At 66.2% G+C, this 21,880-nt stretch carries 19 protein-coding genes and 2 tRNA genes; 9 read left to right on the forward strand and 12 right to left on the reverse strand.

Going from position 1 to position 21,880, the window contains the following annotated elements:
* Positions 1-3: 3 nt before the first annotated feature.
* Positions 4-807: a hypothetical protein gene (locus tag V4558_00160; protein ID MES2303888.1), complete on the reverse strand. Its 804-nt coding sequence runs from the start codon at positions 805-807 to the stop codon at positions 4-6.
* A 49-nt stretch (positions 808-856) separates the two neighbouring features.
* On the opposite strand from V4558_00160, the gene V4558_00165 reads away from it, so the two are divergent.
* The 4 genes from V4558_00165 to V4558_00180 are packed head-to-tail and all read left to right on the forward strand — an operon-like array spanning position 857 to position 6,248.
* The gene (locus V4558_00165; protein ID MES2303889.1) at positions 857-1,453 is read left to right on the forward strand and encodes a phosphoribosylglycinamide formyltransferase; all 597 of its coding nucleotides are present in this window, start codon (positions 857-859) and stop codon (positions 1,451-1,453) included.
* Between the two features lie 30 nt (positions 1,454-1,483).
* Positions 1,484-3,013, forward strand: a complete 1,530-nt coding sequence (gene purH / locus V4558_00170) for a bifunctional phosphoribosylaminoimidazolecarboxamide formyltransferase/IMP cyclohydrolase (GenBank protein MES2303890.1) — start codon at positions 1,484-1,486, stop codon at positions 3,011-3,013.
* Between the two features lie 29 nt (positions 3,014-3,042).
* The gene (locus V4558_00175) at positions 3,043-5,196 is read left to right on the forward strand and encodes a DUF2723 domain-containing protein (protein ID MES2303891.1); all 2,154 of its coding nucleotides are present in this window, start codon (positions 3,043-3,045) and stop codon (positions 5,194-5,196) included.
* A gap of 11 nt (positions 5,197-5,207) precedes the next feature.
* Complete coding sequence (locus V4558_00180; protein MES2303892.1) at positions 5,208-6,248, forward strand: hypothetical protein; 1,041 nt, start codon at positions 5,208-5,210, stop codon at positions 6,246-6,248.
* Here V4558_00180 and V4558_00185 read toward each other — a convergent pair.
* Genes V4558_00185 through V4558_00205 form a run of 5 tightly spaced genes read right to left on the reverse strand, consistent with a single transcriptional unit; the run spans position 6,245 to position 11,001 of the window.
* A complete protein-coding gene (locus V4558_00185; GenBank protein ID MES2303893.1) occupies positions 6,245-7,084 on the reverse strand; it encodes a 2,3,4,5-tetrahydropyridine-2,6-dicarboxylate N-succinyltransferase in 840 nt (279 codons plus the stop codon). The two genes, V4558_00180 and V4558_00185, sit on opposite strands and share 4 nt — an antisense overlap.
* Positions 7,077-7,961 carry a 4-hydroxy-tetrahydrodipicolinate synthase gene (dapA, locus tag V4558_00190; GenBank protein MES2303894.1) on the reverse strand — a complete coding sequence of 295 codons (885 nt, stop codon included), beginning with the start codon at positions 7,959-7,961 and terminating at the stop codon, positions 7,077-7,079. Before dapA ends, V4558_00185 begins: the two co-directional genes overlap by 8 nt.
* A gap of 3 nt (positions 7,962-7,964) precedes the next feature.
* A complete protein-coding gene (locus V4558_00195) occupies positions 7,965-8,657 on the reverse strand; it encodes a dihydrodipicolinate reductase C-terminal domain-containing protein (protein ID MES2303895.1) in 693 nt (230 codons plus the stop codon).
* Positions 8,654-9,991, reverse strand: a complete 1,338-nt coding sequence (lysC, locus tag V4558_00200; GenBank protein MES2303896.1) for a lysine-sensitive aspartokinase 3 — start codon at positions 9,989-9,991, stop codon at positions 8,654-8,656. Before lysC ends, V4558_00195 begins: the two co-directional genes overlap by 4 nt.
* 5 nt (positions 9,992-9,996) lie before the next feature.
* Entirely contained in the window at positions 9,997-11,001 is a 1,005-nt protein-coding gene (locus V4558_00205; GenBank protein ID MES2303897.1) for a M20/M25/M40 family metallo-hydrolase, read from the reverse strand.
* 254 nt (positions 11,002-11,255) lie between these two features.
* Here V4558_00205 and V4558_00210 point away from each other — a divergent pair.
* The 5 genes from V4558_00210 (at position 11,256) to gltX (ending at position 14,605) form a co-directional block, all read left to right on the forward strand.
* Positions 11,256-11,342 (forward strand) — tRNA-Ser (locus tag V4558_00210).
* Positions 11,318-12,088 (forward strand): DUF4412 domain-containing protein, encoded by a 771-nt coding sequence (locus V4558_00215; protein MES2303898.1) that lies wholly within the window; start codon positions 11,318-11,320, stop codon positions 12,086-12,088. The genes V4558_00210 and V4558_00215 overlap by 25 nt, the downstream gene beginning before the upstream one ends.
* On the forward strand, positions 12,085-12,978 hold the full coding sequence (locus tag V4558_00220) for a helical backbone metal receptor (protein ID MES2303899.1): 894 nt from the start codon (positions 12,085-12,087) through the stop codon (positions 12,976-12,978). The genes V4558_00215 and V4558_00220 overlap by 4 nt, the downstream gene beginning before the upstream one ends.
* Before the next feature lie 41 nt (positions 12,979-13,019).
* Positions 13,020-13,110, forward strand: a tRNA-Ser gene (locus V4558_00225).
* Between the two features lie 85 nt (positions 13,111-13,195).
* Entirely contained in the window at positions 13,196-14,605 is a 1,410-nt protein-coding gene (gene gltX, locus V4558_00230) for a glutamate--tRNA ligase (protein ID MES2303900.1), read from the forward strand.
* Here the strand turns inward: gltX and V4558_00235 are convergent.
* Genes V4558_00235 through V4558_00260 form a run of 6 tightly spaced genes read right to left on the reverse strand, consistent with a single transcriptional unit; the run spans position 14,589 to position 21,863 of the window.
* Positions 14,589-16,325 carry a M28 family peptidase gene (locus V4558_00235; protein MES2303901.1) on the reverse strand — a complete coding sequence of 579 codons (1,737 nt, stop codon included), beginning with the start codon at positions 16,323-16,325 and terminating at the stop codon, positions 14,589-14,591. The genes gltX and V4558_00235 overlap by 17 nt on opposite strands.
* A 20-nt stretch (positions 16,326-16,345) precedes the next feature.
* Positions 16,346-16,789, reverse strand: coding sequence for a hypothetical protein (locus V4558_00240; GenBank protein ID MES2303902.1), 444 nt, complete (start codon positions 16,787-16,789; stop codon positions 16,346-16,348).
* Positions 16,786-17,670: a hypothetical protein gene (locus V4558_00245; protein ID MES2303903.1), complete on the reverse strand. Its 885-nt coding sequence runs from the start codon at positions 17,668-17,670 to the stop codon at positions 16,786-16,788. The genes V4558_00240 and V4558_00245 overlap by 4 nt, the downstream gene beginning before the upstream one ends.
* Positions 17,654-18,850, reverse strand: coding sequence for an aminotransferase class I/II-fold pyridoxal phosphate-dependent enzyme (locus V4558_00250; protein ID MES2303904.1), 1,197 nt, complete (start codon positions 18,848-18,850; stop codon positions 17,654-17,656). The genes V4558_00245 and V4558_00250 overlap by 17 nt, the downstream gene beginning before the upstream one ends.
* The gene (locus V4558_00255) at positions 18,847-19,473 is read right to left on the reverse strand and encodes a fumarylacetoacetate hydrolase family protein (GenBank protein ID MES2303905.1); all 627 of its coding nucleotides are present in this window, start codon (positions 19,471-19,473) and stop codon (positions 18,847-18,849) included. The genes V4558_00250 and V4558_00255 overlap by 4 nt, the downstream gene beginning before the upstream one ends.
* Complete coding sequence (locus V4558_00260) at positions 19,470-21,863, reverse strand: helicase C-terminal domain-containing protein (protein MES2303906.1); 2,394 nt, start codon at positions 21,861-21,863, stop codon at positions 19,470-19,472. The genes V4558_00255 and V4558_00260 overlap by 4 nt, the downstream gene beginning before the upstream one ends.
* Between the last annotated feature and the right edge of the window lie 17 nt (positions 21,864-21,880).

Here is a 21,880-nt window from a genome sequence, read left to right on the forward strand (position 1 = left end):
GCCTCAGGCCGCCTCGACCAGGGCATCCCCGCCCGAGCGCAATGCGCCAGGCGATGCCACCACAATCGGCGCATCGAGTCGCAGGGCCAATTCATCAATCATCGCGAAGACCATCGTGTCACCCAGCCAGGCACGATGTTCCTGCCGCTGGATCTCGAGGTAGAGCTCCCGGGCAGAGATCGGCATGGCCGCGGCGGCCACGATGCGTCGTTCGGTGAGCCCCAGTCCATCGAGATGAATCGCCTCCTCGCCGAGACGCGTCAGTGCGTCGGCGAGGAACGGGAGCGCGAGGGTTTGCTGACCGAGGTCGCGACACGCCAGCGCACCACTGCGGAGCGCGTCCCAGGCACGAATCAGCGACTCCTTTTCGGCCGCTGAAATCGCGGTTCGGGTCACGAAGCAGTCGGCGAGCTGGCCGGCCGTGAGCTGGTTCAGCCCCCAGAAGTTCGCCACCTCGGGGTGAGCATCGAGCAGCACCAGCTCGAGCCGTGCGTCGGGCTCGGCCGCCAGCACGAACGCGGTCGCGGCTGCGAGGTCGGCGAGGTCGTAGGGGTCGGCCTCGCACCAGAAGACCAGGCTCTCGCCATCGCGGACGGCCCGGAGCAGGGCGGCGTCCTGCTCGATCAGGCCGCGCTCGACGGCTTCCCGGTCGGCACCACCCCGACTGGCCAGCCAGGCCGCCCGGCCCTCCCGTGCCTCGGGCCAGCCCCCAAGCGGGCCCTGACAGGCCGCAATGGTCCACTTCAATGGAGTGCCAGGAATCCCGGAAGCACGGAGCTTGGGGAGCAGATCATCGCCACACCGCACGTGTCGCAGGGGAGGCCTCCGGACCGCGAGAGGATTAGATTTCAGGGCTGTGACTTACCGTGTCGCCGTCGCCCTATCGGGTCGTGGGAGCAACCTTCTCGCCCTGGTGGACGCCCTGGCCGCCGACCCGGTGGCCGAGGTGGTACTGGTGCTCAGCGACCGGGCAGCGGGGGCGATCCCGATGGCCGAATCGCAAGGCATTCGGACCCATCGGTTCCACGACCATCGCGACCCCGGCGAATGGCTGACACAACTCGATACCTATGGTATCGACCTGTTGGTGCTCGCAGGATACCTGAGGCTGGTGCCACCCGAGGTCGTCAAGGCGATGTCGGGGCGGATCATCAATATCCACCCTGCCCTGCTCCCACGGTATGGTGGCCCGGGAATGTACGGTCACCGCGTGCACCAGGCCGTGCTCGCCGCCGGCGAACGCACCAGTGGTGCTACGGTGCATCTGGTCGATGAAGTGTATGACCGGGGAGAAATCCTGGCGCAGGCACGGGTGCCCGTGGAGCCCGGAGATACACCCGACACTCTGGCCGCACGCGTGCTCGCGACCGAGCACAGATTGCTGCCGCTGGTCGTGAAGGCGGCTGCGAAGGCGGGCCGCCCGGTACCAGCGATGGCCGACAAACTTGACTGACAGCTCCCCCGCTGTCTGGAGAATGGTGTAATGCCCCGTGCGTTGATCTCCGTCAGTGACAAACGCGGTATTGTCGCGTTCGCGGAGGAGCTGGTCCGTCTCGGCTGGGAAGTCGTATCGACCGGCGGCACCGCCGCATTGATGCGTGAGGCCGGCGTGGCCGTGACCACGGTCGACCAGGTCACCGGTTTTCCCGAGATTCTCGACGGACGGGTCAAGACGCTGCACCCGGCCGTGCACGCGGGCTTGCTGGCGCGCCCCGATCGGCCAGTGCACGCACGGCAGATGGCAGAGCACGCCTTGCACCACTTCGAGCTGGTCGCCGTGAACCTCTATCCGTTTCGTGCGACGATTGCCGATCCGAATGTGAAGTTCGACGACGCCATCGAGAATATCGACATTGGCGGGCCATCGATGCTGCGCTCCGCCGCGAAGAACTTCGAGTTCGTGTTGCCAGTCGTTGATCCGCGCGACTATCCCCGCGTGATCGAACTGCTGCGGGCCGGCCCGGTACCGAGCGAGGTGCGACGCGAGTTCGCTGCCAAGGTGTTCGGGCACACCGCAGAGTACGACAACGCCATCGCCGGCTACCTGACCCTGCACGAAGAATCGCTCCCGAGCCGGATCTCGCTCTCCATGGAGCGCCAGCAGGTGCTTCGCTATGGCGAAAACCCGCAGCAGCGTGCCGCGCTCTACGTCACCGAGGAGCCACGCGGCATCGGCGACCTGACCCAGCGGCAGGGGAAGGAACTCTCCTTCAACAACCTGCTCGACATCGATGCCGCCACGCTGGCCGTCAGCGCCTGGAGCAACGCGATTGCCTGTGCGGTGATCAAGCATACCACGCCTTGCGGCCTCGCCCTCGGGCGCTCGGTTGCCGAAGCGTTCGAGCGGGCGCGCGCCACCGACCCCTTGTCAGCTTTCGGCTCCGTCGTGGCATTCAATACGGTGGTCGATCGTGCCACGGCCGACGCAATGGCGGACCTCTTCGTCGAGGTGGTGGTTGCGCCGGCGTTCCACGCTGATGCATTGGCGAAGTTCGCCGAGAAGAAGAACCTCCGGGTGGTCGAACTGCCGGTGACCCGGGGGAGTGGGGCGCTCGACTGGAAGAAGATCCGCGGCGGCTTCCTGCTGCAGGATCAGTTCACCTTTGATCGTTCCGAGGATGCCTGGACCATCCCGACCGCCCGCGAGCCGACCCACACCGAGCGGAATGACCTGCGCTTTGCCTGGGCCGCCGTGAGCAGTGTGAAGTCGAACGCCATCGTACTGGCGCGGGACGAGCAGGTTCTGGGGATCGGCGCGGGTCAGATGAGCCGCGTGGATGCCGCCTTCCTCGCGGTGCACAAGGCCGGGACGGCGGGGCATCCGCTCGACGGCGCTGTGCTCGCCTCAGATGGCTTCTTTCCGTTTGCGGATGGTGTCGAGGAAGCGGCCGGGGCCGGGATCAAGGCGATCATTCAGCCCGGCGGCTCGGTCCGCGACCCCGAAGTGATTGATGCGGCAAACCGGCTCGGGATCGCGATGATCCTGACTGGCGCACGGATGTTCAGGCACTAACCTCTCTCGACTCGACCCCGGAGCACGGTTTGCAGGACGACATCGATACACAGCGCCCGCCCTACCTCGGCGCCCTCGCCACCTTCGTCGTGATCTTCGCGATCTATTTCGTGACGCTCTCGCCGACGACGGCCTTCTGGGACACCTCCGAGTACATCGCGGCGGCCTATACGCTGGGCATCCCGCACCCGCCGGGCAACCCGCTCTTCACGCTGATGGCGCACGTCTGGGGGATGATCCCGCTCGCGGCCGACTACGCCCAGCGGATCAACCTCTTCGCGGCCTTCACCAGTGCGGCCGGCGCAGCGCTCTGGTTCCTCATCGCCGAGCGGTGGACGCGCAGCATCCTTCCGGCGCGCGGTCCGCGGATGGCGGCAGCGTTTGCCGGCGTGCTCGCGAGTGCCACGGCGTGGACGGTGTGGAACCAGTCGACTGTCAACGAGAAGGTGTACACGGTTTCGCTGCTCTCGATCGCGCTGGTGGTCTGGTTCACGTTGCGCTGGGCCGACGAAGCCCCGGGTGAGCGCCGCGATCGCTGGCTCATCGCCTCGGTGTACGTGCTCGCGCTGTCGTCGACGAACCACATGATGGGCGTGCTGGCGGCACCGGTGCTGGGCATCTATGTGCTGATGACCGATTGGCGCGTGATCCTGCGCCCGAAGGTGATCGCCTCGGTCGTGATCGTCGCCATCGTCGGCCTCTCGCTCAACTACATCTACCTGCCGATCCGTGCCGGGCAGTATCCGCCGATCAACGAGGGCGAACCGATTGGTTTCTTCTCGAAGGCGCTGAGTGACGTGCTCGGGCGCGTCCAGTACCAGAAGCCCCCGGTCAGCCAGCGGATGTCGCCATTGAGCGCGCAGCTCGCGATGTACTGGGAATACTGGAGCTGGCAGTGGGCGCGGGACTTCTCCTCCGTCTCGGCACTGATCACGGGCTTCTTCACCGCGCTCGGGCTCGGTGGCCTCATCGCCCTCTTCCGGCGGAACCTGCGCGCGGGACTCTCGGCCGCGGCGCTGCTGGGCACGCTGACGCTGATGCTGATCTACTACCTCAATTTCAAATACTCACCCTCGTACCACACGAGCGATGTATCGATCATCCAGGATGCGCGCGAGGTCCGTGAGCGCGACTACTTCTTCATCGCCTCGTTTGCCTTCGTCGGCGTGCTCTTCGCGGCGGGCTTCGCGGCCGCGATCAAGGCAGTCCACGACTGGCTGGGCGAGAAGGGCACCAACACCACCCGCTGGCTTGCGAGCAGCCCGATCCTGGCCCTCGGCCTGATCCCGCTCCTCGGCAATCATACCTCGGCCTCGCGCGCCCACGAGACGCTCGCGCGCGATTTCGCGATCGACATCCTCGAAAGCGTCGAGCCGTACGGCATCCTGATCACGGCCGGTGACAATGACACCTTCCCGCTCTGGTTCGCGCAGGAAGTGCTCGGTGTGCGGCGCGACGTGACGCTCGCCAATCTTTCGCTGATGAACACCGACTGGCACCTGCGCCAGATCAAGCGCCGCGAGATTCCCGCGTTCGATCCGGCCACCGCGGCGAAGATCTGGCGCCCCAACACCGACCGCGACTCGCTCAACCTGGGTGGCGTGCCGAAGGGCGGCTGGGTCCAGCCCAAGGCACCGGTCTTCACGATGTCGCTCGATTCCCTGAGCACGCTCCCCGAAGTCTCCGCGGCGCCGAAGGGGAGTATCGCGTTCGATTCCGTGATCGTGACCTTCTCGCAGCAGTACATCACCCGCAGCGATCTCGCGGCGCTCTTCCTCATCCGCGACAACATCGGCAAGCGGCCGATCTACTTCTCGTGGAGCGATGGCAATTACCCGAGCACGCTCGGCCTCGATCCGTACCTCGTGTCACACGGGATGGTCCGGAAGCTGATGCCGAACGTGGTCAAGGAAGGCGGGGCCATCCACAGCGGCGAGTATCTCGGCATGGTCGATGTCGAGCGCACCCGCGCGCTGCTCTTCGGCACCTACCACCCCGATGCCGCGGCGCGGTCACGGCCGTTCGGCTGGGTCGATCCGCCGTCGGCCTCGATTCTCCAGCTCTACGGCATCGCCTACGGCGGCTTCGCGCCGGTGCTGCGGGCGATGGGTGATTCGGCGAGTGCACTGAAGGCCGAACTGATCACGCGTGGCGTCGTCAACGCCATCAACGGGCGGAACTGAGGAGCATCACGATGCGATTCACCCCTGCCCTGTTCCTGATGATCTTGGCGGTATCGGCACTCTCGTCGCAGTCGCCGCGGGTGACCGAGCAGCAGAGTGGTACCACGCAACTGTTGCAGGCGGTGAGCGCCGTTAACGACAAGGTCGTCTGGGTCAGTGGCCACGGCGGCGCCGTTGCCCGAACGCTCGACGGCGGTGAGCACTGGACCATTCGCCCGGTCCCGGGTGCAGAGAAGCTGGAGTTCCGCGACATCCACGCGGTCAGCGCCGAGGTCGCCTGGGCGATGAGTGCGGGACCCGGGCCACAGTCGCGGATCTACCGCACCACGGATGGTGGCGCGACCTGGGGGATGCAATTCACCAACGCCGACACTGCCGCGTTCTTCGACTGCATCACCTTCTTCGACAAGAAGACCGGGGTCGCCTTCAGCGATGCGGTCGGTGATCGGACGATGATCCTCCGCACGACCGACGCGGGCGAGCACTGGAACCTCATTCCCGCAACGGCAGCGCCCAAGGCGCTCAAGGGTGAGGGTGGCTTCGCGGCGAGCGGTGGCTGCCTGGTGAGTTCGGGCTCGAAGCGGGGCTGGATCGCGACGGGAAGCCCCGAGGCACGGATCCTCCGCACCGACGACGCGGGCAAGAGCTGGCACACGTTCGCCACGCCGTTCGTCCGCAGCGCTGACGGTGCTGGCATGACGGCGACCTCGTGGCTCGACACCAGGCGCGGTATTGGCGTCGCGGCCCGCATCAGTGCCCGCGGCACGACCGACACCGCCTCGGCCGTCGTGGGGATCAGTGATGATGGTGGCGCGACCTGGACGCTAGGCAGCCGTCCGACACTTCCCGGCGGGATCTATGGCGTGACGTGGGTGCCAGGCGCCGGTCGCAACAGTGCCGTCGCCGCCGCGCTCAGCGGACTGCAGGTCACCACCGATGCTGGCAAGAGCTGGACAGCGGCGACGACATTTCCGTATTGGAGCGTGGGGGCTGCCGGCAAGCGCGCCTGGGGTGTCGGTCCACGCGGCCGGATCACCCGACTCGACTTCTAGCGCAACAATTCCTCGAGCGTCACCGCGGCGTCGGTCTTCGCGTCGCGGTACTTCACGATCACGGGAGCATAGAGCGCGATCCCGCGCGCGACTCCCGACCCCGATGTCACCGGCCGCGTCCCGGGCACGACCACCGCACCCGCCGGAATTTCGAGTGGCGTGTCGCCTTCGCGTCGAATCACCCGGTCGTGGACCAGATCGAAGACGGCGGTTCCGCCTGAGAGAATGACTCCCGGCGCCAGCACGGCGCGCTCCCGTACCACGGTGCCTTCGTACACGCCACAGTTGCCCCCCACCAGCACGTCGTCTTCGATGATCACCGGCAACGCACCCGCGGGCTCGAGCACGCCCCCAAGCTGGGCGGCCGCGGAGAGGTGCACTCGCTTCCCGACCTGGGCACAGGAGCCGACGAGCGCGTGGGAGTCGATCATCGTCCCTTCGTCGACATAGGCGCCGACATTTACGTAGCTGGGCGGCATCGCAATCACGCCACGCGCGAGGTAGGCACCCTCACGCACCGCCGTGCCGCCGGGGACGATCCGGATTCCCTCGTCCGAGCGAGTCGGTCGGAGGCCGTAGGTGTCCTTGTCGAAGAAGGTCATCGGGCCGGCAACACCCGCCGCGCGCAACACTCCGATCCGGAACCCCAGCAGGATCCCCTGCTTCACCCAGCGGTTCACACGCCAGACCCCGCTGGCATCTCGTTCTGCCGCGCGGACCCGGCCGTCCTGGAGTGCCTGCTTCAGCACCGCGAAGATCTCGCGCGCTTCGTCCTGCCTGCCATCCGGTGCGCCATCCAGAAAGGGCGCCAGCTGCGCCTCGAGGCCATCAGACACTGACACCTTCCAGCTGGTCGAGGTGGAGCCGCAGCCGCTCGCGGAGTGCCGGTGTGCACGGCACCAGTGGCAGCCGGACGGTATCAGTGCACTTGCCCAGCAGCGACAGGGCAGCCTTGATGGGGATCGGGTTGGATTCGGCAAAGAGCGCATCGATGAACGGCAGCAGGCGCTGTTGCTCGGCGAGTGCCTGCCCCTGCTGGCCCTGCATCGCCGCGCTGACGAGATCGGCAATCCGGTGCGGTATGGCGTTGCCCGCCACCGAGATGAGGCCGTGTGCGCCCGCAGCAATGGCGGGGACCACGACGTCATCGTCACCGCAGAGGACCACGAAGTCGCTGGGCACGCGTGCCGTCAGGTCGAGCATTCGTCGCACGCTGCCGCTCGCCTCCTTGATGCCACGGATGTTCGTGTGCCACGCGAGCGTGGTGACGGTTTCCGGCTTGAGGTCGACCCCGGTCCGGCCCGGCACGTTATAAAGCAGCAGCGGGACCTTGATCGCATCGGCGATCGCCTCGAAATGCGCGATCATCCCGGCCTGCGTCGGCTTGTTGTAATACGGGGTCGCGCTCATGATGCCCGCGACACCGAGTTCGCTCAGATGACGCGCCTCGGCGACGGCGCGCGAGGTGTCGTTGTCGGTCGCACCGGCGAGCACCGGGACCATGCCACCCACTGCCTGCACCACGGTGCGAACCACGAGTTCGCGCTCGTCCGGGGTGAGCGTCTGCGCTTCCCCGGTCGAGCCACAGGCAACGAGGAAGTTCATCCCTTCGGCGACCTGCCAGGCCGCCAGTCGCGCCAGCGCCTGGTAATCGACGGCACCATCGTCGGTGAACGGTGTGACCAGGGCGGTTCCCGCACCTATGGGGATCATGGCTCAGTCTCCTGCGAACATTGCATCGAGGGTGAAGGTACCGCGCCGGCCAGCAAGCCAGCGAGCGGCAGTGAGGGCACCAGCAGCAAATACGCGGCGATCCCGTGCGGAGTGTCGCAGGGTGATCGCTTCGAACGGACCGTCGAGTACGAGTTCGTGGTCGCCGGGGATCGACCCGGCTCGCACCGATGTGATCGGCCAGACTCGCCCTGGATCTGCCGCCCGAACGGTGCGCTGCAACTGCAGGCCCGTGCCAGACGGGGAATCGACCTTGGCGGCGTGGTGCCGTTCGTGGAGAAAACCGTCGAATTCAGGTCGACTCGCGGCGGCCAGGGCGAGCGCCTTCGCCGCGCGCAAGAAGAGCTGTACCCCGAGGGCGAAATTGCTGGCGATCAACAGCCCGCCCGGGCCCTTGCTCCAGTGCAGCTCGACGGCCTCGCGTTCGGCATCCCAGCCGGTTGTTCCGCAGACCACGGTCGCACCGATGGCCTGCAGCGCCTTCAGGTTGACCGGCGCGGCATCGGGAACCGTGAACTCGAAGACCACGTTGCAGTCGCCGAAACGTTCACTCGTGATTCCGGACCCTGCAGCATTCTGGGCCGCGCCCAGAATGGTGCCGACGATGTCGCCAGCAGCAGTTGCCTCGGCCGCGATTGCCTGAGCCATCCTGCCATCGCCCACGATGCCGATCTTCACGCGACCTCCGGAAAGAAGGTGCGATGCAGTGCGCGCACGACGGCGGGCCCGTCGGCTTCCTTCACGATGAATGTCAGGTTGGATGCCGAGGCACCCTGCGAAATCATTTCGACGTTGACATCGGCGATCGCGGTGTAGACTCGCGCCGCAATGCCGGGCGTTTCGCGGATACCTCGCCCAACGACCGCAATCACGCCCCGCTCGCCACGTACTCCGACCTCGCCGACGAGCCGCAGGTCACGAACGACCGGCTCGAGCCGGGATACGTCGTCGACCGTGAGGGATACCGACACCTCGCTAGTGGCGAGGACATCGACCACCACTTCGTGCTGCTCGAACACTTCGAAGATACGTCGCAGGAAGCCATACGCGCCGAGCATCCGGGGTGCCCGGACTTGCACCACCGTCACGCCGGGCTTGAACGAAATGGAGCGGACTGGCAGAGCGTCTTCGGCGTTGTCATCGGCGCGGATCCAGGTACCCGGGCGAGCCGGTGCAAAGGTGTTGCGAATGACAATGGGGATTCCGGCCTCGACCAGCGGCAGCTGCGTCGCCGGATGGAGCACCTTGGCGCCAAAGGCGGCAAGCTCAGCGGCCTCGTCGTAGGTAGCGGTCGCCAGCAACCGCGCCTCGGGCACCAGCCGCGGGTCGGCACTCATCAAACCGTCGACATCGGTCCAGATCTCGACACGCTCTGCGCCGAGCGCCGCTCCAAAGAGGGCCGCCGAGAAATCTGAGCCGCCGCGGCCAAGCGTTGTGGGAGCACCATCGGGGGTTGCGCCGATGAACCCCTGCGTCACCGCAATCATTTCGGCAAGGAGGGGCGCGAGTTGCGAACGTGCGTTCTCGTGAATGCGGTTCTCGTCGGGGATCGCCGATCCGAAATGATCATCGGTGATGATCACCCTGCGAGCGTTGAACCAGCTGGCCGGACCCCCGGCGGCGCTGAAGGCTCCGACCACGAGCTGGGAGCTGAGCAGCTCGCCAAAACCGGCAATGAGGTCACGGCGCCGCGGCGAACTCGGCTGGCCCGCCTCCGAAGTCGCGATGCTCCGTAGCGAGACGAACAACGGGGCAAGCGCACCGCGGTCCGACGCGGTGATCCCGAGGGCATCGGCCGCGGAGAAATGACGCTCCTCCAACTGGCGGATTCCTGCCTCGACAATTGCGGGGTGGCCCGAGGCGATGGCCGCATCGAGCGCGACGAGCGCGTTGGTCACCTTCGACATGGCGGAGACCACCACGAGGGGACGCTCGTGCGACGCCGCAAGCACAATATCCACGAGTCGTCGGATCGCGTCGGCATCACCAACAGAGGTGCCCCCGAACTTCATCACGATCACGCGACGGCTCCGGCGAGCAGGATCCGGGCGACTTCGACGTACTGGGTCACTGCATCGACCAATTCCTGCTTGCCGATATTCTCGTGATCGGTATGCGCGAGATGGATCGTGCCGGGTCCGAGCTGATAGCCGGTTCCCCACGCAGTGTAAAATGGCAAGTCCGATCCGTAGGCTACGGTGATCGCCGGGAAACCAGGGAGCACCGGGGCGCGGAGTACCGGGATCTCCAGCGGGAACTCCACCTTCACGCGGTCGGTAACCGCTGCGGTGATCGCATCCCGCACGGGCGCGGCATCGCCGACAAGCCGCACCATCAACTCCGCGCGAGCGCTCGGGGCGATAACGTTCGGAGCAGCGCCTCCTTCGATCCGGCCAATGTTGAGTGTGCTCTTCCCGAGCACCGGATCGCTCGGCAGGGGAATGCTCCGGATCGCGGCCAAGGCATCGAGGAGGCGATCGACCGCCGAATCACCGAGTTCGGGATAGCCCGAATGCGCGGCGACGCCGCTCGCCTCGAGTGTCACGCGTAGAACACCCTTCTGGCCGGTCACGACGTGGTTCTCGGTCGGCTCCCCATTGATGATGAAGCGGCCCTTCGGCTCCAGCAGAAAGGCGACCCTGGCGCCATCGGAACCGTTCTCCTCGCCGACCACGAAGAGGAGCCCGACCCGCGTTTCCCCGCTCGCTACCAGCTGCTCGGCCGCCACGACCATCGCGGCCGCGATTCCCTTGGCGTCGCAGGCGCCGCGGCCGTGAATGTGGGTCGTCGTTTCGCTGAACGGCACATCGGGTGGCACCGTGTCGAGATGGGTCGAGAACACCAGCTCGGGCGCTCCGCGATGAGCATAGATATTCTCGCGACCGTCCCGCACCGGTTGCCGTTCTACGTGCCAGCCGGCCGACCCAAGAAAGTCGGCCAGCCAGGCCGTGACCGCGTGCTCCCGTCCAGTTGGCGAAGGAATGGCGAGCAGTGCGCGGGTCAGTTCCAGCACATCGGTCATATACACAAAACCCCGCCCGACGATGGTCGGGCGGGGCTCCACGGTGAAAGTCGTGGGTGAACTGCTAAGCCAGTGCCGACCAAGTCGAGACCCTCGGTTCCGCGCGCTTCGAGGCGCAGAACAGAGGGGACTTCTTGGCAACCCGCTTGAGCAGAAGAGGACGCATTGGACACAACGCTAATTGCGACGCCAAGGGGAGGACAAGGGGGGCTGACCTAGAGTGGAGGCGGCGCCGCTGCTACTTTCCCTGCCGTGGCGCGGTGGCAGAGCGGTTGAATGCACCGGTCTTGAAAACCGGCGGGCCCGTAAGGGTCTCGTGAGTTCGAATCTCACCCGCGCCGTTGCAGCAGCACTTCCCAATTCTGTGAGTGTCTCGATGCGACCGTTCATCCTGCTTGGCAGCTCCCTGCTTGCACTCCTGTCGAGTCCCGAACATCCGCAGTTCGAAGGGACCCTCGTCGTGCGCGTTGGCGGGCCAGGCGGCACCGGTGCGATGGTAATGACACTTACCGCCAAGGGGCAGAAGGTGCTGACGGTGATGGCGCTGCCAGGCGACAAGCAGGAGTACCGGTCGATCACCGACAACAAGACGCACACCACGACGAACTTCGTGCCCTTCCCGCCGGGGATGGCGAAACCACCGGGCGTCGCCAACGCCAAGGGCGTGATCACGGTCGTCAAGAATCCGGTTCTCGCCCTGCCGACGCCGAAGCCTGGCGAGAAGTCGGACATTCGCGCCCTGGGGACTTCGCAGTCGATCGCCGGGTATCGCTGCGAAGACTACGAGTTCACTGCTGCCGCCGGCGCAGTGACGCGGATGTGCCTCTCGAAACAACTCGGCGCCGTGTTCCCCGGTATGATGGGTGGCAAGAGCGTCAGCGGCCAGCCGGCACCGTGGGCGGCCGCGCTCGGCAGCACACCAATGACACCGCTCAAGGTGTGGCACCCTGGTGGTGAGATCGTGCTCGAGGTCATCGAGGTCAAGCGTCAGCTTGTCTCGCCGCGGGTATTCGATGCGCCACCCGGCTACATCGACATTGCCACGGCGATGAAAAACCGGACGACGGCCCCGCAAGCCAGGCCGTGAAACGGGTCGCGACCGCGCTGCTGCTGCTCTCCGCCTGTGCTGGCGGCACGGGCGGCCGCACCACGACGCTGCAGGATGTCGAAGGACATCCCGTCACCATCAAGCACCTGCCGGTGCAGCGGATCGTTTCGACGAATCAGGCGATGACCGAATGGCTGATGCTGCTCGGGGCCGGCAGCACACTGGTATCGCGTACCGACTACGATCGGCAACCCGAACTGGCCAAGCTGCCGTCGATCGGTGGCGGGATGAATCCGTCGGCCGAAGGAATCATGGCGCTCTCTCCCGAAGTCGTCATCGGCTGGCATGATCGCTCGTCGCTCGACCTCGCCCACGCCATCGCCCCCTTCAAGATTCCGGTGCTGTCGTTCGAGACGACCGACACGGCCGATGCCCTCCGCAATCTCAAGTTGCTGGGGACGCTTGTGGGCCGGGAAGCGAAGGCGGACTCCCTCGCCGCCGTACTCCGAGAAGGGCTGGCCGAGGTTCGGCGAACGGCCTGTGACTCGGGCGCAGGAACTCCGCCCTCGGTCTTCCTGGTCCTCTGGGACGACCCACCGCAGACCGCGGGTGGGGGAACCTGGATGACCACGCTGCTCGAGACGGCTTGCCTCAGAAATGTCTTCGCCGACCTGACCGTGCCGTGGGGGCAGGTCTCGATGGAGGCGATCACCGCCCGGCAGCCCGACTGGATCCTCACATCCAACGGAAAGAGCCCCGGCCAGCGCCTCGCCGAGTTCAGGGCCAAAGCGGGGTGGCGGGAGCTCAAGGCGGTCCAGGCAGGCCGGATCATCGAGATCCCGGGTGACCTCTTCGCCCGGGCCGGTCCGACGATGCCCGCCGCCGCCCGGGCGATTGTGGCCGAGCGGCGGCGGATTGCCGGGAAGTGACAGGCAGGGCGGTTGCGGGTTATCTTGACCCCGCGCCGGAAGGAGCGATGGCCGAGTGGCTGAAGGCGGCGGTTTGCTAAACCGTTTTAGTGGGGTAACCTGCTAACGAGGGTTCGAATCCCTCTCGCTCCGCTGCAGTACACGAGGTCGCGAAGTCTGCCCCAGTCCGGGACAGGCGACGCGACCTTCGACTTGTCGCCCTTGAGGCCGTGCCCGAATGACCCAGCCCCGCGTTCGCTTCGCACCCTCGCCCACGGGCTACCTGCACGTCGGTGGCGCCCGCACGGCGCTCTTCAACTGGCTCTTTGCCAAGCGTCACGGCGGCGTCTTCGTGCTCCGGATCGAGGACACTGACAAGCAGCGCAGCACGGACGAGCATACGCAGGTGATTCTCGACGGGATGACCTGGCTCGGCATCACCTGGGATGAGGGCCCCTACTTCCAGGGCGAATATGCGGCACGCCACAAGGCGGACGCCGAGCGCCTGCTTGCGGCCGGCAAGGCCTACAAGGACTTCCTCACGGCCGAGGAGCTGGATGCGGCCCGCGCCCGCATCGAGTCGAGCGGCGGCACCTTCCGCTACGACCGCGCCACGCTGGCACTCCCGGCCGATGAAGTCGCGCGCCGCGAAGCTGCCGGCGCGCCGTATGCCATTCGCTTCGAGGTGCCGCAGGAAGAGATCGCCTGGGACGACGCGGTGCACCAGCGGATTTCGTGGCAGGGGAAGGACATCGACGACTTCATCATCCTCCGTTCGGATGGCTCAGCGATCTACAATCTCGCCGTCGTCTCCGACGACATCGCGATGAAGATCACCCACGTGATCCGTGGCGACGACCATATCTCGAATACGCCCAAGCAGATCGCGCTCTATCAGGCGCTGGGCGCGGCCCAGCCGATCTTCGCGCACGTCCCGATGATTCTCGGCACCGACGGCAAGAAGCTCTCGAAGCGCCGCAGCGCGGCGGCGGTTGGTGATTATCAGGATCTCGGCATCCTGCCCTCGGCAATGCGCAATTTCCTGGCATTGCTGGGCTGGTCGCCGGGCCAGGAAGAGATCGTGCCGGAGCAGGAGATGATCGCGCGCTTCGCGCTGGAAGACATCCAGAAGAAGGCGGCGGTGTTTGACACCACCAAGCTCGAGTGGATGAACGGTCAGTTCCTCTCGATGCTGCCGGCCGAGGAGCTGCTCGCCCCCGTCACCCGCCAGCTCGACATTCTGGGCGTCTCCTATGCGGGGCACGACCTGCTGGCAGTGATCGGCGCTGCAAAGGCGCGGGCGCGCACTATCACCCATCTCGCCGAGCAGGTGGCAGTACGGCTCGATGGTAGCCGGGTCGTGCGCGATGAGAAGGGTGCGGCGCTGGTAGCGAAGATGGGCGAGCGGTTCGCGGCCAATCTGCGACTCGCCGGCGATGCCCTGCAGGAGGTCGAGTGGAATGCACCGGCGATCGAGGCGGCGCTGAAGGCGCTCGCCGAGCGTGACGGACTCAAGCTCGGCGACGTGATGCAGCCGATTCGGGTAGCGCTCACCGGCGGAACAGTGAGCGAACCGGTGCACGAACTGCTGGCCGTGATCGAGCAGGGCGAGGCGCTCAGGCGCCTCGCAGCTACCGCAGCGAGCTGATCCCCTTGTTGCCGGCGGCCTTGATCCGCGCCTGACCCGCCGCGATCGCCGCCGTCAGATTCACCTTGCTCGCCGCTATCTCCGGAATCTTCGCGGTGGCGGCGATGTAGTAATCGCGCCACGTCTCGAGGGTCAGCGTTTCCTTCGCGAGCGTGGCGGCGCCTGGTGTCGCCACCAGAGCGGCGCGCGAGAGCGCCGCTTCTGTCGCGAGCCGCTTCTCGGCAATTCCCACAAATTCTGTCAGCGCAGCTTTCGTCGTCGCAGGGGTTCCCCCGGCGAGCAGCAGCCCCGTCGTCAACGCGCAATTGCCGACGTTCTCGAGTGTCGACGCGCTCACCATCTCGATCCGGTCGCGATCGGTGTGGTAATACTGATCGGTGAAATGCCACATCAGGACTGCGGGAATCTTTGCGTTGAGGAACGGCGTGTGATCGCTGCCGCCCTCGAAGGGGTTTGCCTTCACCACCCACTTGGTGGTGGCCGCGCGATCGAGGCACCGCTGCTTCACGAAATCGTTGAGCCAGTAGGCCCAGATATCGCTGGCCTTGATCGGGGAGCCACCCCATTCGGTGTGCGGCTCGTCGCCGCGGACCCAGACAGCTGACGGATCCTTCATCTTCTCGATCAGGAAGGTGCCGCCGGTGAGCGCGGTGTTCTCCCCGACCATGTCGAGCGACATTCCCCACTTCACCCCGCTACGACGCGTCGAGTCTTCGGCCAAGAAGCGCGCTGTCGAGGTGATCTCGTCACCCCAGAGAAAGGTGATGGTGCGCGCCGGGTCGACCTTTTTTCCCTTCACCAGCACGGCCGCAACCTGCGCCATCTCGGCCAGTGCACCGACGCCGGTGGCGTTGTCGTTGGCTCCGGGCTCCTGCACGTGTGCGGAATAGACAAAGCGCTCGGCGGGGAGCTTGCTGCCACGAATTTCGGCGACCACCGTGCGCTCCGGCTTCTGCTCGATGATGGTGTTGACCACCACCTTTGCGCGGACCGGTCCGGCCTTCAGCGCCTGCTGCAGCGTCTCCTTCGCCGCGGTCGACAGGAAGATTGCGAATCCGCGGTTGAGCGTGTCGAGACCGACGGCGCTGAACTCGATCGCCGTGCGATTCACTTCGGGCTTCTTGTACGAGGCGAGCTTCTGTGGTGCCAGGACGCCGAGCGCGCCACGCTTCATCGCCCGTGAGTAGAGGTTGCGCGCCGAGGTCTCGCCGGTCACGATCTTGCCCTTGACATCGAGACGATCGAAATCTGCCTCGGCCCCTGGGCCGACATCGACGACTTCCGCCTCGACGCCATCTGCTGGCGTCGACCACGAGTTGATCGCGAGCATGTTGTGATTGGTAGCCCACTTGAGCAGCGGCTGCGACTGCCCCACCAGGGTGACCGATCCGTCGATCGGCGACCACGCCGGTCCGCGCATTGGCCGCGACTCAACCCGGTACGTCAGTCGATCTGAGGGCGTGGCCTTCGACTGCTCCACGTACCCCGCCTTCGCGAGAAGCTTTGCGACCGTATCAATGGACGCGTCGAAGCCCCGATTGCCGGGCAGCCGGAAGAACTGCTCGACGAAGGCGACCGTGGCGAGCGCACGCTTTCCCGAGAGTTCTGCGGCGACCGACCTCGCGACCTTGGCAAATGGAGAAGGCCCCGACCGCTGCTGGGCTGCGAGTGGAGCAACCAGAAGCGACGAGCAGGTCAGCAGGAACGCAGTGCGGGACATCATCGGCACGTTGGGCTCACTCAGGCAAAGGCGCCGGCACGGAAGCGCCAGCAGCGGTCCAGGAATTCGTCGAGCCAGCCGCGAGCGATGAACGTCTCGACGGCGGCGGTGGTTGCGGCGGCATCCATGCCCCAGAGGGTCGCGCGGGGAGCGCCGTGGATGTAATCGGCCTGGATGATGATCCGATCATCCTGCGTCCAGACCGTCGGGATCTCGCTGCCAAGGCGGCCCGACACGCTGTTCACGCCGGGGCCTCCCACGGCGATGGTCGGCGCGACATGAAAGAGATCGGTCTCCTGCCAGGCGAAGTCACTGACGACCACGGCACGGCGGTACGGATGCCCTGCCCCGCGTCGATTGACCTCGGCCTGAAGCCGTGCCGCTGCCTCGCGGTCGGGGGCCGCATCCTCGAGCTCGGCCGCGATCACCACGATCACGGTTTCCGATTGATCGATGAGCTTCATCGGGAGCTGTCCGGCGCGGTCCGCTGGTTCTTCTCGAACTCTTTCTGTCGCTGCTTTTCCTGACGCAATTCCTTCACCGCCTTCTTGAACTCCGCGAGATTGTCGGCGCGTCGCGCCGCATCGAACAGGTCCTGCCGCATTACCGACAACTTGCGATTGAAGTCAGCCTGCGTCGGATTCCCCTGCAAGTTGATGGGGAGCAGCCCGAGCAGCATCGTCGGGATCTTGAGCGGCCCAAGATAAATCCATTTGGCATCGAGGCCGACGAGCTGCCCGGCGACCTTGGTGGTCCAGCTGGGCGGCGCGTTCTTCTGGCCGGCCTCTTCCTTCGCCATCGCCTCGAGGTAATCCTGCACCATCACGGCGACGGCGCTATCGGCAAGCTGGGCCGGCGTCTTCCCGGTCAGCGCGGATGCGATCTGCTTCGGGGTTTCCGGTAGCGGTCGTACCCAGACGCGGCCCTCAGCGTACTTGGGCCCGATCCGGCCGTCGCGCGCGACTGGCGGCGTATCGACTTTCGGAATGATCGCGAGCGCAAGAGGCGAAGGCGTCGTGCTCGATGTAGTGACCTTCGGCACCAGCAGCGGCGCTGGTGCAGCTGTCGGTGCTTCGTCGCGCACCGTGACCGGCGTGGTCGGCGCCGGAGCGGCATGCCGCGGCGGCGAGCCATGATAGACCATCGTGACCTGACGCACTTCCGACCCCAGCGCGATGGGGATCAAGTCCCGCCAGGGCGATTTCGCGGCCGGGTCGTACCCGTGTGGATGCGTCGCCCAGAGCACGGCGAAGGCCGCATGCGCAGCGATGGCCAGCCCCCACGCCCACGTGGGTGCCCGGCGCTCCGGTGGGAGGGTAAACTGCCGTTCAGGTTGCGTCGGCACTCACCAGGCTACGGCAGGCCGCCAGCGTCTGGCCCAGCCGCGTCACCGCTTCGCGAATGCGGGGCGAGGGCACCGTGAGTGCGATGCGGAAGAAGCCCTCGCCGCCCGGGCCGAAGCCGCTTCCCGACATCACCACCACGCCCTGCTCCTCGAGAGCACGCGTCGCGAAGTCGGCCGACGCGATACCGTGGGGGAGCGGCACCCAGATGTACATCGCGGCCTGCGGCACTTCCACGTCGAGGCCGATTTCGCGGAGCGCGCTCACGGCCGCGTCGCGCCGGATCTGTAATTCGGCGCGGATCGGGGCGACCAGCTCTTCGGCGTGATCGAGGGTCCAGGCGCCGGCCTTCTGCAGCGCGAGGAACGGGCCGGTATCGACGTAGCTCTTTACCTTGGTGAGCGCGCCGATCAGGTCGGAATTGGCGACGGCAAATCCAAGGCGCCACCCCGTCATCTGGAACGACTTCGACAGCGAGAAGAATTCGATCGCGACATCGCGCGCGCCCGGAATCTCGAAGATGCTCGGCGCGACATAGCCATCGAAGGTGATGTCGCAGTAGGCGTTGTCGTAGGCGAGCACGATGCCGTACTGCCGACAGGTCGCCACGAGGCGCTCGAGGTATTCACGCGGCGCGATTGCGGCCGTCGGATTGTTGGGATAGTTGACATACACCAGCTTGGTGCGCCGCAAGGTGGCTTCGTCGAGATCGGTCAACTCTACGAGGAACTGCTTCTCGGGACGGAGCGGCATCACCAGTGGCTGCGACCCCGACAGCAGCGCACCGCCGATGTATGCCTGGTAACCGGGCTCGGGAATCACCACGATGTCGCCAGGATTGCAGACGGCGAGCGGCAAGTGCGACAGCCCTTCCTTGGAGCCGATAAGCGGCAACATCTCGGTCGTCGCGTCGAACTTCTGTCCGAAGCGACGCTCGACCCAGCGCACGGCCGCTTCACGGAAGGCCGGCAGTCCCTGCTGGAAGCCGTACTTGTGGAACGCAGTGGTATCGAGCGCTTCCTTGAGTGCATCGACCACGGGCTTCGGCGGCGGGCCGTCGGCATCACCGGCACCGAGATCGATCACATCGACGCCGGACTCGATGAGTCGGCGCTTGATTGCTGGAATCTTCGCGAGTGGATAGCCCGGAAGCCGTCCCACCCGATCGCTGATGGTGATCATGCAGACTCCGCTCCACGGACAGGGTTACTCAGGATGCCGACGCCGGGGATCTCGACCTCGACCAGATCGCCGGGGGCGAGCGGGCCGACCCCCTCGGGCGTCCCGGTCAGGATCAGGTCGCCGGGTTCCAGGGTCATGATATGGCTGATGTATTCGATCAATACCGGGATCGAGAAGATCATGTCGCTCGACTTCGCCCGCTGCCGTTCGACACCGTTCACTCGCCCGATGATCTCGAGCTGTTGCCAGTCGAGGTCCTTCGCGACGACCGGGCCCACCGGGCAGAAGGTGTCGAACCCTTTCGCGCGGCCCCACTGGCCATCGGGCTTCTGCAGATCACGGCAGGTGACATCGTTGGCGCAGGTGAAGCCGCGAACGAACTGCATTGCATCGTCGGCCGATACTCGCCGTGCCTGCCGACCGATCACCACTCCGATCTCGGCCTCGTACTCCACTTGGTTCGACACCGCCGGCAGGACGATCGCATCGCCTGGGCCGATGAGCGCGGACGACGGCTTGAAGAAGAGCATGGGATTCTTCGGGACTTCGTTGCCGAGCTCACGGGCGTGGGCGGCATAGTTCCGACCAACGCAGACGATCTTGCTCGGTTGGACCACCATCATGTTGCCGCTCCAATGCCGTGACGGGCGAAGAAGTCTTCGCACTTGGTGCGCACCTGCTGCCAGCTGCCGACCACGCGCTCGGCGGGGGGAAGGCCCTCGAGCAGCATCGCACCATACCGTTTGGTGATGACGCGGCGGTCGAGGAGTATTACGACGCCGACGTCGCTGCCGTTGCGAATCAGGCGGCCGAACCCCTGCTTCAGCTTGAGTGCGGCGTGCGGCAGCAGGTAGCCGAAGAAGCCGTCCTCCCCCTGCTCCGACAGCCGTTCAAGCCGAGCGGCGGTCAGGGGCTCGGAGGGGACCTTGAAAGGTAGCTTGGCCAGCACGAGCCCTCTCAGGGCGCGGCCGGGCACGTCGACCCCCTCCCAGAAGGAGTCGGTCCCCAGGAGAATGGCGTTGCCGGCCTCGCGGAAGCGCCGAATCAGTTGGTCGCGCTGCCCCTCGCCCTGCACCAGAATGGGAAAGCGGGAGCCGAGCCCGGCGCGCAGGGTGGCGGCTGCCCGGCGCAGCGCGGCATGCGAGGTGAAGAGCACGAAGATTCCGCCATCACTGGCCCAGGCCAGGTCGGTCACGACGTGGGCAATGGCGGCGTCGTGACCCGCCTCATCCTCGCGCGGATCGGGGATGTCGTCGGGGAGCCCCAGGAGACACTGCTCGGCGTAATCGAAGGGCGACGGAAAGATCTCCTGCACCGTCACTGGCGAGTCGCTGCCCGCGAGACCGATCCGGGAGGCGAGGAAGCCGAATTCACCGCCGGTAGCGAGGGTCGCGCTGGTCAACGCGACGGTCTTGGTCCGGTCGAAGAGGAGATCGCGGAGCATCGGCGCGAGATCGAGCGGAACGGCCGCCAACTGGAGCGCCTGACCCTTGGGGCCGGTGCGTTCGATCCAGCGCACCTCGGGTGGTCGCCCCGCCGACGGACGCAGGGTGGCGTTGAGGCCGTCAGCGAAGGTGGCCAGACGTCGCAGCACACCTTTGCACTCCATCAGCAACTGACTGCGGCGCTCGGTCATCTCGACTTGCGCGAGGCGATCGGCGATCGTTTCGACCTGCTCCGACACCGACTGGAACGCGCGCACCGTGGCATCGAGCTCACGCGTGAGTCCTTCCGGCCAGACGGCGTGCTTGCCGAAATCATCATCGAGACGAATCTGCCCCGCACCGACGCTTTCGACGTACCCGAAGAGGCGCAGGAAGAGACTCTCCGCCGCGAGGCGGGATTCGGCGACCGCGGGAATCAGGCGTTCACGCAGCAGATCGAGCGAGGCGCGGCTCAGCAGGTCGTCGGCGGTTGCGAGGTCACGCTGGAGCGAAGGCACCAGCCCCTTGCCGCTCCGTTCGAGCCGATTGAGCAGGCGCCGGACCCCGCGACTGCCGACCTGCACGCCGAGGTGATTGGCGGCCACGTCCTCGAGGTGATGCGCCTCGTCGAGGATCAGCCGCTGATATGCCGGCAGCACGGCCGCTTCTTCCCAGTTGTCCGAGGCCTGCCGCACCGCGAGATCGGCCGCGAGCAGATGGTGATTGACCACCACCACATCGGCCTGCGCCGCACGGCGCCGCGCCTGGAAGACAAAGCAGCGATCGAAGTGCGAGCACTTGAGTCGTGGACAGAGGTCGGACTCCGCGGCTACTTCGTCCCAGACTTCGCTCGATGGCGGCGCCGGCAGGTCGGCGAGCGTTCCATCCGCGGTATGGCTTGCCCAGGCGACGATGTCGACGAGCTCCTGCAGCTTGTCGCCTTCGAGCAGTGACTGCTGCGAGGCGGTCGCGGTGTCGAGTCGGGCCCGACAGAGGTAGTTGCGCCATCCCTTGAGCAGCGCGAAGGTCGGCTCGTAGTCGCCGCTCGTGAGGGCGCGCCGCAGCAGCGGCAAGTCCTTGCCGACCAGCTGCTCCTGCAGATTGATCGTGTTGGTCGAGATAATCGTGCGCTCACCGTTGGCGCGCGCCCATGCCAGCGCCGGGATCAGATAGGCGAAGGATTTGCCGACGCCGGTACCGGCCTCGAGCAGCAGGATGCCGCCATCGTTGTAGGCATCGGCGAGATGGGCGGCGAGATCGCGCTGGCTCTGGCGATCCTCGTATCCGCCCAGTTCGCGCGCCACCGGGCCTTTCTCGCCGAGCAGATCGATCACATCGAAGGGATCGAGTCTGGTCTCCGGCCTCGCGCGCGGCACTTCGACCACCACGTACAGGCGGCTGCCGGAGTTGTCGACGATCCCGAAACCGATCCCGTCGTCGTGCGCGCGCGCCGCGATCGAGAGATCCGCCATCGAGGGTTCGAGCCGGCCACCGGGATGGTTGTGGAGCAGCATCTCGCCCTTGCGCGCTACGCCCGGGAGGGCGAGCACCATATCGGCCGTTCCACGCGCCACGGCCCGGGCAGACACGACCAGCCCTGCCTCGT

The sequence above is a fragment of the Gemmatimonadota bacterium genome (assembly GCA_040388535.1).
Classification (GTDB): Bacteria; Gemmatimonadota; Gemmatimonadetes; order Gemmatimonadales; family GWC2-71-9; genus Palsa-1233.

Coding starts and splice junctions, on each gene's coding strand:
- purH (MES2303890.1), top strand. CDS start 1,484: ATGCCCCGTGCGTTGATCTCCGTCAGTGACAAACGCGGTATTGTCGCG.
- V4558_00180 (MES2303892.1), top strand. CDS start 5,208: ATGCGATTCACCCCTGCCCTGTTCCTGATGATCTTGGCGGTATCGGCA.
- dapA (MES2303894.1), bottom strand. CDS start 7,961: ATGATCCCCATAGGTGCGGGAACCGCCCTGGTCACACCGTTCACCGAC.
- lysC (MES2303896.1), bottom strand. CDS start 9,991: ATGAAGTTCGGGGGCACCTCTGTTGGTGATGCCGACGCGATCCGACGA.
- V4558_00205 (MES2303897.1), bottom strand. CDS start 11,001: ATGACCGATGTGCTGGAACTGACCCGCGCACTGCTCGCCATTCCTTCG.
- gltX (MES2303900.1), top strand. CDS start 13,196: ATGACCCAGCCCCGCGTTCGCTTCGCACCCTCGCCCACGGGCTACCTG.
- V4558_00235 (MES2303901.1), bottom strand. CDS start 16,325: ATGTCCCGCACTGCGTTCCTGCTGACCTGCTCGTCGCTTCTGGTTGCT.
- V4558_00240 (MES2303902.1), bottom strand. CDS start 16,789: ATGAAGCTCATCGATCAATCGGAAACCGTGATCGTGGTGATCGCGGCC.
- V4558_00250 (MES2303904.1), bottom strand. CDS start 18,850: ATGATCACCATCAGCGATCGGGTGGGACGGCTTCCGGGCTATCCACTC.
- V4558_00255 (MES2303905.1), bottom strand. CDS start 19,473: ATGATGGTGGTCCAACCGAGCAAGATCGTCTGCGTTGGTCGGAACTAT.